Source organism: Terrabacter sp. C0L_2 (genome assembly GCF_036352015.1).
Classification (GTDB): domain Bacteria; phylum Actinomycetota; class Actinomycetes; order Actinomycetales; family Dermatophilaceae; genus Terrabacter; species Terrabacter tumescens.
Window position 1 is genome coordinate 3510234 of sequence record NZ_CP143557.1, and the last position, 12316, is coordinate 3522549.

Annotated in this window: 13 protein-coding genes and 1 pseudogene; 12 read left to right on the forward strand and 2 right to left on the reverse strand. The window is 70.6% G+C overall.

The features are described from left to right. The first annotated feature begins 196 nt into the window (after positions 1-196). Entirely contained in the window at positions 197-1108 is a 912-nt protein-coding gene (locus U5C87_RS16140) for a DNA-processing protein DprA (protein WP_330473538.1), read from the forward strand. A 157-nt stretch (positions 1109-1265) separates the two neighbouring features. On the opposite strand, the pseudogene U5C87_RS22675 reads toward U5C87_RS16140, so the two are convergent. Further along, positions 1266-1490, reverse strand: a pseudogene (locus U5C87_RS22675) (AbrB/MazE/SpoVT family DNA-binding domain-containing protein); the annotation flags it as partial. Here U5C87_RS22675 and U5C87_RS16145 point away from each other — a divergent pair. The 5 genes from U5C87_RS16145 to U5C87_RS16165 all read left to right on the forward strand — a co-directional run bounded on the left by U5C87_RS16145 (position 1462) and on the right by U5C87_RS16165 (position 5094). Beyond that, positions 1462-1773 (forward strand): type II toxin-antitoxin system prevent-host-death family antitoxin, encoded by a 312-nt coding sequence (locus U5C87_RS16145; protein WP_330473539.1) that lies wholly within the window; start codon positions 1462-1464, stop codon positions 1771-1773. The pseudogene U5C87_RS22675 and the gene U5C87_RS16145 sit on opposite strands and share 29 nt — an antisense overlap. Next, positions 1770-2516 carry a hypothetical protein gene (locus U5C87_RS16150; protein WP_330473540.1) on the forward strand — a complete coding sequence of 249 codons (747 nt, stop codon included), beginning with the start codon at positions 1770-1772 and terminating at the stop codon, positions 2514-2516. The genes U5C87_RS16145 and U5C87_RS16150 overlap by 4 nt, the downstream gene beginning before the upstream one ends. 158 nt (positions 2517-2674) lie before the next feature. Then, a complete protein-coding gene (locus U5C87_RS16155) occupies positions 2675-3025 on the forward strand; it encodes an AbrB/MazE/SpoVT family DNA-binding domain-containing protein (RefSeq protein ID WP_330473541.1) in 351 nt (116 codons plus the stop codon). Beyond that, positions 3022-3504: a PIN domain-containing protein gene (locus tag U5C87_RS16160; protein ID WP_330473542.1), complete on the forward strand. Its 483-nt coding sequence runs from the start codon at positions 3022-3024 to the stop codon at positions 3502-3504. The genes U5C87_RS16155 and U5C87_RS16160 overlap by 4 nt, the downstream gene beginning before the upstream one ends. Positions 3505-3840: 336 nt before the next feature. Further along, positions 3841-5094 carry a hypothetical protein gene (locus U5C87_RS16165; protein WP_330473543.1) on the forward strand — a complete coding sequence of 418 codons (1254 nt, stop codon included), beginning with the start codon at positions 3841-3843 and terminating at the stop codon, positions 5092-5094. 52 nt (positions 5095-5146) lie between these two features. Here the strand turns inward: U5C87_RS16165 and U5C87_RS16170 are convergent, their stop codons facing one another. Beyond that, a complete protein-coding gene (locus U5C87_RS16170; protein ID WP_330473544.1) occupies positions 5147-5527 on the reverse strand; it encodes a hypothetical protein in 381 nt (126 codons plus the stop codon). Positions 5528-5952: 425 nt separating this feature from the next. Between U5C87_RS16170 and U5C87_RS16175 the strand changes: the two genes are divergently transcribed. The 6 genes from U5C87_RS16175 (at position 5953) to U5C87_RS16200 (ending at position 12290) form a co-directional block, all read left to right on the forward strand. Further along, positions 5953-6123 (forward strand): hypothetical protein, encoded by a 171-nt coding sequence (locus U5C87_RS16175; RefSeq protein ID WP_330473545.1) that lies wholly within the window; start codon positions 5953-5955, stop codon positions 6121-6123. A 399-nt stretch (positions 6124-6522) separates the two neighbouring features. After that, positions 6523-6693: a hypothetical protein gene (locus U5C87_RS16180; RefSeq protein WP_330473546.1), complete on the forward strand. Its 171-nt coding sequence runs from the start codon at positions 6523-6525 to the stop codon at positions 6691-6693. A 551-nt stretch (positions 6694-7244) separates the two neighbouring features. After that, complete coding sequence (locus U5C87_RS16185) at positions 7245-7475, forward strand: DUF2188 domain-containing protein (RefSeq protein WP_330473547.1); 231 nt, start codon at positions 7245-7247, stop codon at positions 7473-7475. A 266-nt stretch (positions 7476-7741) separates the two neighbouring features. Further along, entirely contained in the window at positions 7742-8959 is a 1218-nt protein-coding gene (locus U5C87_RS16190) for a DUF4238 domain-containing protein (protein ID WP_330473548.1), read from the forward strand. Positions 8960-9556: 597 nt separating this feature from the next. Then, positions 9557-10378: a 3-hydroxybutyrate dehydrogenase gene (locus tag U5C87_RS16195; protein WP_330473549.1), complete on the forward strand. Its 822-nt coding sequence runs from the start codon at positions 9557-9559 to the stop codon at positions 10376-10378. 49 nt (positions 10379-10427) lie between these two features. After that, entirely contained in the window at positions 10428-12290 is a 1863-nt protein-coding gene (locus U5C87_RS16200; protein WP_330473550.1) for a helix-turn-helix domain-containing protein, read from the forward strand. Positions 12291-12316 lie beyond the last annotated feature (26 nt).

A 12316-nucleotide genomic window follows, 5' to 3' on the forward strand; every position in this document is an offset into this window, starting at 1 on the left:
GCCGACGCGTTGGAGTCGACGTCATGGTCGACGTGAGCGTCGCCCGGCGCCCGGGCGCAGGGGGCCGACCGGAGCACGCCGGCGAGCGACCCCCGCCCCCGATCGCCATCCCCGGGGCCAGGGCACCTCCCCGGCCCCGGCCTCGTTCGCCCTCAGCCGGAACGTGGGCGCGGGCACGGTGGCCTACGCTGGAGCCGTGTCGGGCGCCTCCAGACTTCACGAGCATGCCACCTTGGTGGCCCTGCTGCGCCTGCGACCCCACCGGATGAGCTGGGTCCAGCTTGCCGAAGCCGTCCTCGAGCATGGCAGCGCCGAAGCCGCCTGGACCGCTCTGCTCGGCGGACAGCTCTTCCCCGACGAGGCAGCCGAGCATGCTCGAGACCAGGCCCGCACGGACCTGCAGTCCTGGCACGACGACGGCATGGCCTTCTGGGCCATCAACGACGCCGAGTACCCAGCCCGTGTGCGTGACATCCACCAGTCGCCGCCGTTCCTCTTCTCGCGAGGCACCCGGCTCGACGGCGATGTCGCCGTGTCCGTCGTCGGCTCACGGGCGGCCTCCGAGCGCGGCCTGGAGATGGCGCAGTCCGTTGCCAAGGCGCTCAGCGCCCAAGGAGTGACCATCATCGCCGGGCTCGCCGCCGGCATCGACACCGCCGCTCACGAGACGGCACTTCAGCACGGCGGACGGACCGTCGCCGTCATCGGGACCGGGCTCGGCCAGACGTACCCGGCCGCCAACAGGGCCCTGCAGGAGCGCATCGCGCGCGACGGGCTCGTCATCTCCCAGTTCTGGCCCGAGGCGCCACCGCGCCAGCAGAACTTCCCGATGCGCAACGCGGTGATGTCCGGCTACGGGCACGCGACCGTCGTGATCGAAGCCGGGGAGACGTCCGGGGCGCGGATCCAGGCGCGCCTCGCGGTCGAGCACGGACGGCCGGTCATCCTGTCCGACCTCGTCGTCACCAGCACACAGTGGGGACGGGCACTGCTGGACCGTCCAAACGTGTACGTCGCACGGTCGACCCAGGATGTGACCGACATGGTCGGAGAGCTCGTGCAGCGCGCAGAGAGCCTGACTGCGCGCCTGGACGCGATCTCCGTCTAGGCCCCGCCCCCTCCCCCAGCCATGGCACTTGGCGCGACCGGCGCACGTCGACGACCGAGGCGCCAGCGTCCCCGCCGTGGCTGTTCGCCCACACCGCGGACAACGGCGACTTGGCAGTCACCAACTTGACCTCCCCATCTTCGACAACGAAACGCACCCGGTCACCGGGCCCGATCCCGAGGCCGCTGCGGACTGCAGCCGGGATCACGACCCGGCCCCACCCCGCGAGGTCAGCCACCCTTGACACTCTGACACCAGCCGCTCCCAAGGAGGTAGAGACGGCCCTGTCGAGGACCACTCGGGCAACACGCAGCTCCTTGCAAGAGTTTGTATATCTAGGTACTCTTGCATGCATGACCTTGCTCCGCATGCCCGTCGCCATCGCGTCCCGCAAGGGGCTCTCTAGTGTTGTCCACGAGGCCGAGGAGCACCGAGTCGTCCTGACCAGCCATGGCCGCCCGGTAGCGGTTGTCGACTCCGCCGAGCGGCTGGATGAGTCCGCCCGCCGCGTCAGGGATGCACAGTTGGCCGTTCTGGACGCGGCCGCCGACCTCGTATCCCACCGCAGCTCGAAGTTCTCTCTCGCGGAGGCGTGCGAGCGCCTCGGCGTCGACGTCGACCGGGTGGAGCGTCTGGCCAAGGAGCGGGCCGAGGCCGCTGAGTGAAGGCGGGCGAGCATCTCCCGGACGACCAGGCAGAGATCGTCTTCAACGACGTCTTCGTCGAGTACCTCGAGGGGCTCAACGTTCAGGACCGCGAGTCGGTTCTGGTCGAGGTCCTGTCGCTGTGCCGTCGCCCGGGCGGCTCACATCCCCTGAGCAACCGGAACTCGGGAGACCGGCTGGCTGGCTGGAACACCGTGGAAGTGCTCAACAGGGAGCATCGCGTCGTGTTCGCCAGCCGCATCGAGTCGGGTGTGGGTGTCATCGAGGTGCTGTGCGCCGGCCCCCGCAGGGCAGACGCGGCCTACGACCTGGCCAACTCCCTGATCGCGACCGGTCGGCTCACTCCCGACGAGGTCACCGAGATATGGCAGGCGCTGGCCCTGCTGGAAGTCATCGCCGAAGAGGTCGGGCTGGACGGGTGGGACTACCGGCCGCCACCGGCCCCAGCGGGGATGATCAAGACCGCCGTGGCCGCCGGGCTGCTCGATGAGCACACGGCCCAGCTCCTGTCCAAGGATGAGCTGGAAGCCGCGTTGGAGAACGGCTGGGGCGAACAAGGCCCAGATCCCGTGGCCGCCGTCCGGGCGGCGCTGAACCGCGCTCGCACCGGTGTTGACGTCGGAGACCTGACGCGCGTTCTCGGCGACCGGGCAACCGACCGGTGCGGGGCGATCCTGCCACGCGCGGGAGCGGCGTGCATTCGCAAGCTGGGCCACCCCGGCGCACACCGGTCCTCGCCCTAACCTTCGGAGCCGAGTCACCCGCGGCTCCGTACGCATGGTGGCGCTCGCAGGGCGGACTCCGGACATCTGGCAGTCTGCATGTACACGACAGGCGCATGGAAACTTGCCACCTTGCGTCCATATGGCAGATCTCCACGGTCTGCCGTAACATGGGACGCGTGACCGCGAAACTCGACATCGACACCAAGGTCAGCACGGAAGGCCGGGTAGTGATCCCGGCCGCAGTCCGCAGCGCCCTCGGGATCGGACCCGGTGACCGGGTGCGTTTCGTTGTCGAGGACGGGGAGGTCAAGTTGGTGACTGCCAAGTCGCTGCTGTTCGCAGTGTGGGCGAACAACCACGGCGGGGACGCTGGCGACTCGGTCGTCGACGTGCGCCGGTCGCGGCAGGCGGACACTGCCCGCTCCGACGCCAAGTGGGACCGTGTTGTCACGCACGCACGCGCGGACGCGCGCAGCGAGGACGAGATCGAGCAGGGTCTTCTGGTCCAGCTCGGCTTGGCCCAGTGACCACCCCCGCCCCGCACCCGGCACCCCCGCGGGTCAAGCAGCTATGCCTGGACGCGTCCGTCGTGTGCACAGTTCTCTTGCAGGAGCGCGGCTGGCAGGCCATCCTGAACGCGCTGACGCGGCCCGATGTCGAAGGCATTCTGCCGGGCCCCGTGCTCACGGAGGCGATCGCCGTTGCCCGCCGCAAGGGCAACCACAGCAGGGGGGACCAACTCGCCGAAGCGCTAGCCGCGATGGGTCTGCGGGTGGAGCACCCCACCGACGAGGACCTGGTGCGCGCCGCAGAACTCATCGAGATCTCGGACAACAACCCGGGCCCACCCCCGCAGCACTCGGACCGAGAAGCCACCCTGTCGCTCGGGGACGCGCTCATCCTGGCGGTGACCGAGCGGCTGGGCTGCATGGTGCTCACGCGCGACGGCTACTGGAAATGGATGGTCGACGAGGGGCATCTCCAGGTGCAGGTAGCCATCCCGTAGCCCGGCGCAGCGCACGTCACGGTCCTGACCGTCGCGCGCTGGCTCCAGCCGTCCTTTGCCGGCACACCGGCGACCTCATCGCCAGCCCGCACACAGACCTCAACCCGGACCAGCGCCCGTTCACCGGCCGCACCTGCTGACCCACCCCCCACCAGCAGCTCGCTCGGGCCACCCCCAAGGACCGCCGCACCGGCGCGGCCACTCGCTCCTTTCCAGAAGAGCTGTCCGAACACGCGTCCTATGTCGCTTAGCGTGGATACGCAGTGCGTGAGAATGGCCTCGGAATGCTGCAGGATTGCGCCATGACCACCCTGCCGGGCGTGTGAGGCCAGCGCCATGGCAAACCCGACGTGCCCGGACAAGCGGCACAAGAACTCGACCGTAGTACGCGCCGGCTGGTACGGCCGCGAAGGGCAGCGGCGGCAACGCTGGTGGTGCCAGCCGAAGACGGGCGAGCGTCACCGGTTCACCGAGACGCTGCCACGCATCACACCCGGTGACGGGCAGCCGCACTCCTGCGTGCAGTGTCAGACGACCCTCGAGGCGTGGGAGGGCCAGCCTGCGCCGCGGCTGTACGGCTTCTCCGCGCGCGACGTCGCCTGGGCGCTCGTCCAGGCCGCGCAGGGCGCGACCTACCGAGGCACGGCTGCGGCGGTGCGGGCCCGGGCCGGCCGCGAGCTGGAGACTGAGCGCGGCCTCGACGCGAAGGGCCGACCCCGGCTGGCGCCGGCCAACCAGCACGGCCAGCTCGTGTCCGACTGGGTCGAGGTGTTCGCCCCGGTCATCTGGAAGGCGTACGCGCCCACGAGCTGGCCCGAGGCGGTCATGCTCGACGAGGACGTGCTCAAGTACGCAGTGCCCGGGAAGGCGCGTGGCCTCATCGCCTTCTACGTGCTCGGCGCCATGGCGTACGACCACCGGGGCCGGCCCACCGTCGTGGCCCTGGAGTCCTTCCCCCGCCTCAACGCGGCCGCGTGGGACCGGTTCCTGCACCACCTGGACGGACGACCGGAGTGGGTCGTGACCGACGGCGGGTCCTCCGTCACGCGCGGCAGCGCCAAGGCGTGGCCCGACGCGCAGAAGTGGCGCTGCGAGTGGCACCTGCGGCACAACTTCGAGGAGCTCCTGCCTGCGCAGGTCCGCGTCGACCATGCCCACCCCATCCGGGGCAAGCTCGCCTACGCGCTGCTGTCCGAGCCCAACTGGCAGGAGTACGTCGACGCGGTCGCCGAGTACCACCGGACTGAGTCCGGCTGGTTCGCCCAGTCCAACCGCGTCACCGCCCTCGACGCGCTCATCCGCCGCCAGGCGCAGACCCGGCCCAGCGACACCAGCCAGCGCCCGCTGTCCACCGGCCCGCTCGAGCAGTTCTTCCGCACGCTCGACAACACCATCGGCGACCGCGCGGCACGCATGACGAACAAGCGTCGCGCTGACGCCCTGCTCAAGCTCATGGCCGCGCACCGCAACGGCTGGGCCAACCACGACCGGTGGACCGAGGTCATCCGCGAGCACCTCGATGCCCACCGCGGACGGGCCGCCGACCAACGCCGGCACACCGACCCCTGCAGCGCGCCCAGCCTTCGCTGACGGAGCACAACCGTCGCGGTGCGACTCTGGGTGAGCGCCCCTCGCGAGCCGCCTACTTGCAGGCTCGGCGGGCGAACTCCTCGGTACTCACGAGCGTGGTCTTGGGCCTTCCGCCTGCCGCGTCCGGTGCGCTCACGAGGACTTGCCCAGCCTTGAGGGCGCTGAGGTCGGCCGTCGTGAAGTCGAGAGGCGCCGCGTTGGTCACGTTCAGCTCGCGCCAGGCGACGAGGGTGTAGACGTGCTGCGGCGAGAGCTGCTCCGAAGCCGGGTTCCAGACCGACCATCCGTACGGCGGAGACGGTTGCTGGAGAGACCAGGCCAGCTTCGTCACAGGCGCGCCAGCGCGCCAGTTGCCGATGTGCCTGGACGTGTCGGTGTTCGCATCTTCGATGAGGGTCGCGCCGAGGAGCTCTCCCCGGCAGGCCTGGCTCACGCCAACGAGCCCGCCTCGGCTGTCACGGGTCAGGCCTGTGACTCCGTCGACCTCCGGCGAACACGCCGAGAGCGCCAGCACGCACGCGCCGACTGCTGTCAGCCTTCCTACCGCCTTCACCAGGTCTCCTCACTCGCCGCCATCGCAGGCTCATCGTTCTGCTTGCCGACAGTGCCTCAGCCTCGCATGGCGTCAGCAATCCTGGCGGGAGGTTCGGCGCGGGATTCGGCACGTCAGTCAGCAAACTCGAGCACGCCGTATCCACGCTAAGCGACATAGGACACGCGTTCGAATGATGGCATGCTTGTCTCGTGGCGGGCGGAATGGGCAGGCGAGGCGTCCCACCTCGAGGGCCGCGACCGACGCTCGCTGAGCGCTCGGCGATCGCCGGCGTAGGAGCCGCCCACCCCCGCCGGCACTGCTGGGTGACCGACCCTGACGCCGCGGCACGAGAGTGGCCCGGAGTCGTCATCGAGTGGCGCCGCGCCGCGACCGGGTGGCAGGCGCGGGTTGCCTGGGCGGTCCTGCAGGACGGGACGCCCGTCCTCGTCGAAACCTGGCTCGACGAGCAGAAGGTCCGGCCAGCTCTGCCCTGACCGGGCCGCGTCCACCGCACCCGAAGGAACCGCACTCAGGACCGGGCCGTCTAGCGGGTAGCCCGCAACCGAGAGGAACCGCGATGCCACCCGCCCACCCGCCACTGCCGGCCGCCGCCCTCCCCCACATGCCGAGCGGAGCCGCCGCCGGGGCCGTGGCCGTGGCCGTCAGATCATGAGGCGCGTCATCCGGCGACTTCTCGGCTGCAGTGCCGCCGTCGCCTTCCTCGCGGGCTGCTTCTCCTTCGTGGCGGCGTCGAGGTCGTACACAGAGGCAACGACGTGGTTCAGGCACGCCACGTACATCGCGGAGTGCACCAACACCGGGTCAGTACCCACCGGGTGCAACGCACTGAGGGAGGCCGGGCCCCGCTGGCCCGACGGCATCCGGTCACGAACATGGACCTCCTTCTCGCAGAGGCCGGCGCGATCCACAACACGGCCACCGCCGTCCTGACCCTGGCCGGGCTGTTCGTCGCGATCTCAGGGGTCCTCGTTGCCGCCCTCGCGGTGCCGTCAGCGCGACGCCTGCCGGCCCGCGCCGCGACGCCTGACACGGCTGAGGGCTGACGGCCGTGCCACCCCGAGACGGCCGCCTTGCCACACGTTTCCCATAGCGCCCGCGACAAACCAGCGCCTATCGGGCGCCCAACCTCGCGGGGTGGCGACCGCGTTTGCGCAGGTCAGAGGGTTACGCAGAACGGGCACGGTGCCGGTTTGGACTGTACTTCGCATCTGATTCGGCTCCCGACACCACTGCGGATTCCTCTATGGGAGAGACGTCTTCGAGACGCGGGGCCCTTCGGGTCCCGCCCTTCCCACAACTTTCCCAGAGCGGGTAGCGCGCCGCGCCTCCCCAGGCTCTGGCCCACCGCCTGGGCACCGCTCCTTGTCCCGTGCTTGGGCGTTGGTGCGGCCTTCCACGCAGGCGCGGCCCGCGCTCGAGAGCGAGTGAAAGCTGATGCGGCTCGACGCGGCAGCACGAGGCGGTCCTACCGAAGATGGGTGCAGGCTTCTACGGGAGGTTGGCCGTCCTGCAGCACCGAGCGTCCGATTCCGGAACGATGACGAAGTCGCTCGCGTCCAAGGGCGCAGTCAACATCGAGGGGAGGTGATGAAGCATGGCGAAGGGAGACATCCACACCGTTCCGCACGGCGACGGCTGGGCCAACCGCGGAGAGGGAAACGAGCGTGTCAGCCGTACGTACGACACCAAGCGCGACGCCCAGTCGGACGGTCGAGAGATGGCGATCAACCGAGGCGTCGAGCACGTGATCCACAACCGCGACGGTGAGATCGGGGCGAAAAACACGTACCCGAGGTCGCGCGACCCCCGCTCCAGCAAGGGCTGAGGGCCGGCACGGACACGCACGGACGATGGCGCAGCCCGCCGTGGCGCCCCGGCTGCACGTTGAGCCCGGGGCGCCAACCGGACTGTCGACCGGGCCCCAGCCGCGAGATCTGCCAGAGCTCGGGGGCGCCCGGCCACCGCCGCATGCGGCCTCTGCCCGGCCGGCCTGGACGGGTCGCGCTCTCCCCGCCGGAAGCCTCGCACGGGCACTTGGCACGGGCGACCCAGGCACCGGAGTTGTCGGCGCCTCCGAGTACGGTCAGCGACATGACGGATCCTGCCGCGTGGCCGGCGATGGACGCCCGGGAGTGGCAGCGCCGGGTCCGTGACGCCGAGCTCATCGGGCAGCGATGGTCTCTGTCCGGCGCAGGACCTGGGGAGGACGAGCAGGCGCAGCGTTGGCTTGCCACGATCGACTCGAGCGCGTACGTAGGCGCCCGGCACCACACCGTTCCGCGGTTCATCCTGCAGAGGTGGGCCGACGACAAGGGTCAGGTTCGCACCTACCGACGCATCGAAGGCCGGCACGGGGTTGAGAACATCAGGGACCTGGCCATCCGTGACTTCTACACCGTGCTCAACGAGGACGGCGCCAAGAGCTCAGCCCTGGAGTCAGTGATGGGCCAGGTCGAGTCCAGCGCTAAGCCCTTCATCGACTACGTCCTCAACCCGTTCGCGCAGCCCGACCCGCTTGGCATCGACGCGATCGTGGCGCTCGTCCAGTTCGCGACGTTCCAGGCGACTCGCACGGCCCGCCGCCGGCGCGAGATCGAGCTGCAGGCAGATTGGCTCGCCAAGACGATGGCCACCGGGAGGGTCACCGACGAGGAACTTCGGCAGGTGACGATCGTGCCGCACCAGAACGAGACCGCCATCCTCGCCGCTCAGATGGCAGGTGAACTCACCCCGTACTTCATGTGCCGGCCACTGGCCGTCATGACCCTCAATCGGCCGCTGCTCTACATGTGCGACGAGCCCGTCGTGCTCAATGCCCCGGTCGGAGCGTTTCACGGGGCCGACTGCGCCCTGACGGATGAAGAGATCGAGGCTCGAGTCCGCAAACAGCTGCGAAAGGTGAAGGCGCGCAAACGCGGTCGGGTCGAGGTCCGCGGTCGAGAGGTCCACTTCTCCTCGACGATGCCCACTGGGTACGGAGACGCCGACGAGATCATCCTCGTGCTCAGCCCAGGGGTCGCGCTTCTCTGGGGCCCGCTAACCGAGGCCCCTCAGGCAGGCCCGGCTGAACGGGTGACTCTCGATGAGCGCGAGTCGACACGGTTTGCCGTGCTGGCGAACGAGGCAATGTGCGCTCAGGCGCTCGACTGGATCGTCACGCGCAAGGAGGACCTGGCATTCGGCGATGCGACGTTCCCGCCCCCGGGACCGCTCATGCGCGTGTGTGACGGCAGCAACGCTGCGGCGGCCGCCATCAACGAGCTCCCAGAGCGCTTCAGGCCGCATCGACTGTGGACGCCGTCGAACTAGCGCGCAACGAGGGTGGATCCTGACGAACGGGACTCCGAGGGCCATCCCGGACGGCGCGCTACAACGAGGGCCAGTAGGTCATCGATCACGTCGAGCGGCTGACCCATTGAGCGCGCGTGTGGACTCTTCGGAGCCGAGCACGCGAAGGTCAGCCTGGCCGTTCGACTCCGGCTGGAGGTGGCCGCCACGGATGCAGCTCCTCGCTGCGGCGGGGGCACACGCCACGCGCAGCATCAACGAAGCGGCGCGTTCTCGGCTTCGCGTCGTGGGTGGGTCTTGACACACTTTTCGCACCGCAGGGTGCCTACCGAGCGCCTACCGAGCGCCAAGCCGTTTCTTCGCGTCATTCGACCACCTGCACGTTTCCGCAGGTCAGCCGCCCGAACGCACCTGAGCGGCGTTGGCGCTCCGAGTATTCCGCGACATCTGAGCGCCGGGTCGTGGGGTCGTCGCGACGGCCGGGTCCGCACGGATCCGGCCGTCTCGGCATGCATGGTCGTGGTCGTTCGCAGGGGCGGGCGGTCTCCACATGGGATCCGGGGTTTTGTGTTCGGTGACCACACAGGTGGCCCGCACCCGTCTCCCTAGTCTTCCCGCATGCCCGACGCCCGCACCGACGCCCGCGACGACGCCCCGGACTCCCTCCTGAGGGTCCCCACGGCGGTCAACCAGCCCATCGACCTCACCGGCCGGACCGCCCTCGTCACCGGGGCCGCCAGCGGCATCGGCGCCAGCGTGGCCCGCGCGCTCGCGGGCGCCGGCGCCAAGGTGCACGCCGTCGACCGGGACACCGACGGGCTCGCGGCCATGGCGGACGGCTGGGACATCGCGACGATCACGGCGGATCTCGCCGACCTCGACTCCCTCGCCGAGCTGCCGACCGAGGTCGACATCCTCGTCAACAACGCCGGCATCCAGCACGTCAGCCCCATCGAGGACTTCCCGCTCGACCGGTTCGACTTCATCCTCGACCTCATGCTCGTCTCGCCGTTCCGCCTCATCCGCCAGAGCCTTCCCCACATGTACGACCGCGGCTGGGGCCGGGTCATCAACGTCTCGAGCGTGCACGGTCTGCGCGCCAGCGCGTTCAAGTCGGCCTACGTCACCGCGAAGCACGGCCTCGAGGGACTGTCGAAGGTCGTCGCGCTCGAGGGTGGCCCGCACGGCGTCACCTCGACGTGCATCAACCCCGCCTACGTGCGTACGCCGTTGGTGGAGAAGCAGATCGCCGACCAGGCCCGGACGCACGAGATCCCCGAGTCCGAGGTGGTCGAGAAGGTCATGCTGGCGCCCGTCGCCATCAAGCGGCTCGTCGAGCCCGACGAGGTCGCGGCCCTGGCCCTCTTCCTGTGCGGCCCCGCCTCCGGCTCGGTGAGCGGGACGTCCTTCTCGATGGACGGTGGCTGGACCGCGCACTGACGCCGGTCTCCCCCACATCCCGACGACCCGACCCACCTAGGATCTGCCCGTGGTCACCCGCAGCGAGACGTCGACAGCCGAACAGGTCATCCACCTGCTCGAGCTGCTGGCCGCCGACGCCTCGGTCGCCGAGATCGCAGCCGCCGAGGCCCCCGCGGAGGCCCGTGACCTCGCCCTGCGGATCACGGGCGCACGCGAGGTGCACCAGCACCGGGAGGCCGGGCTCGCGGCCCTGCTCGACACGGCACGCGAGCTGGCGACCGAGAGCGACCCGGGCTCGGTCCTCGACGCCATCGTGCGACGGGCGCGCCGGCTCGTCGGCACCGACCTGGCCTACCTCACCCTCTACGACCCCGAGGCCGGCGACACCTTCATGCGCGCCACCGACGGCTCGGTGTCTGCCGCGTTCCAGTCGGTGCGCCTCGCGCTCGGTGCGGGCCTCGGTGGTCTCGTCGCGTCGACGCACAAGCCGTACTGGACGGCCGACTACTGGGCCGACGAGCGCTTCCGCCACACCAACGCCATCGACGGCGCGGTCGGCGAGGAGGGCATCATCGCGATCTGCGGGACCCCGCTCATCGTCGAGAAGCACTTCGTCGGCGTGCTCTTCGCGGCCAACCGCTCCTCACGGCCGTTCACCCGGGAGGAGGTCGGCCTGCTCGGCAACCTCGCGACGCTCGCGGCCGTCACCCTGGTGCAGACCCGCGCCCTCGCGGACGCCGAGAACGCCCTGGCAGCGCTCTCCGACGCCCACGAGACGGTCCGGCACTACGCCGACGGGGTCGAGAAGGCAGCAGCCGCGCACGACCGTTTCGCCTCGCTCGTGCTCGGCGGCGGCGGCGTCGACGACATCACGCACGCCCTCGCCGAGCTGCTCGGCGGGTGGGCCGTCCTCGTCGACGAGAACGGCGCACGGCACAGCGCAGCGGGCCCCGCCCCCGAGCCCGACGCATCGGGCCACGACCCCGTCGCGGCCCTCGACGCCCTGCCGGGACTCGGCACCGGGCGTCTCGTCGAGCGCGACGGCGTCTACGCCGTCGCCGTGACCGCTGCCCGCGAACGCCTCGGCACCATCTACGTCGGCGGCCTGACCCTGGGCGACTCCGACCAGCGCACCGTGGAACGGGCAGGGGTCGTGACGGCTCTCGTGCTCCTCTTCGAGCGCCAGGCCGCCGACGCGCGGCAGTCGGCCCGCAACCGGCTCGTCAGCGACCTCGTCAGCAGGCGAGGTGGGCGAGAGGAGCGGCTGACGCTCGCGCGCACGGTGGGCTTCGACCCGCAGAAGCCGTTCTGCCTGCTCGTGCTGCGGGGCGAGGAACCCGGCGGCCACCGGGCCCTGCTCATCTCGGCGAGCGCGGCCACCGGCGAGGCCTCCCTCGTCGGCACCCACGACGGCGACGTCGTCGCGCTGGTGCCCGGCAGCGACGCCGACGGCCTGGCCCGCGCCGTGGCGGCGCGCATCGGCAAGCGCACGTGCGTCACCGTCGCCGGGGTGGGGCCGGTCAGCGACGTGGACGACATCGCCGACGCGCACGAGGAGGGGCACCGCACCGTCGGCGCCCTCATCGCGCTCGGCCACCGCGGCAAGGGCGCGGCCGCGACGCAGCTCGGCTTCGCCGGGCTCATCGTGGGCTCCGAGCCAGACGTCGACGAGTACGTCCGCAAGCTGCTCGGGCCCGTCGTCGACTACGACGAGCGGCGGGGCACCGACCTCGTCGGGACGCTCGCGGCATACTTCGCCGCCGGCGGGAGCCCGCGGCACGCCGCAGGGACCCTGCACGTCCACGTCAACACCGTCTCGCAGCGGCTCGAGCGCATCACGGCCCTGCTCGGCGAGTCGTGGCAGCAGCCCGACCACTCCCTGGAGCTGCAGATCGCGTTGCGCCTCCGGGCGTTGCAGGCCCCGGCCTGAGGTCCGGACCACGTCCGGTCGGGGCC

Excerpts from the sequence above, each read along its gene's own strand:
- U5C87_RS16145 (WP_330473539.1), top strand. The coding sequence starts at position 1,462 with ATGACCTTGCTCCGCATGCCCGTCGCCATCGCGTCCCGCAAGGGGCTC.
- U5C87_RS16165 (WP_330473543.1), top strand. The coding sequence starts at position 3,841 with ATGGCAAACCCGACGTGCCCGGACAAGCGGCACAAGAACTCGACCGTA.
- U5C87_RS16180 (WP_330473546.1), top strand. The coding sequence starts at position 6,523 with ATGGACCTCCTTCTCGCAGAGGCCGGCGCGATCCACAACACGGCCACC.
- U5C87_RS16185 (WP_330473547.1), top strand. The coding sequence starts at position 7,245 with ATGGCGAAGGGAGACATCCACACCGTTCCGCACGGCGACGGCTGGGCC.
- U5C87_RS16190 (WP_330473548.1), top strand. The coding sequence starts at position 7,742 with ATGACGGATCCTGCCGCGTGGCCGGCGATGGACGCCCGGGAGTGGCAG.
- U5C87_RS16195 (WP_330473549.1), top strand. The coding sequence starts at position 9,557 with ATGCCCGACGCCCGCACCGACGCCCGCGACGACGCCCCGGACTCCCTC.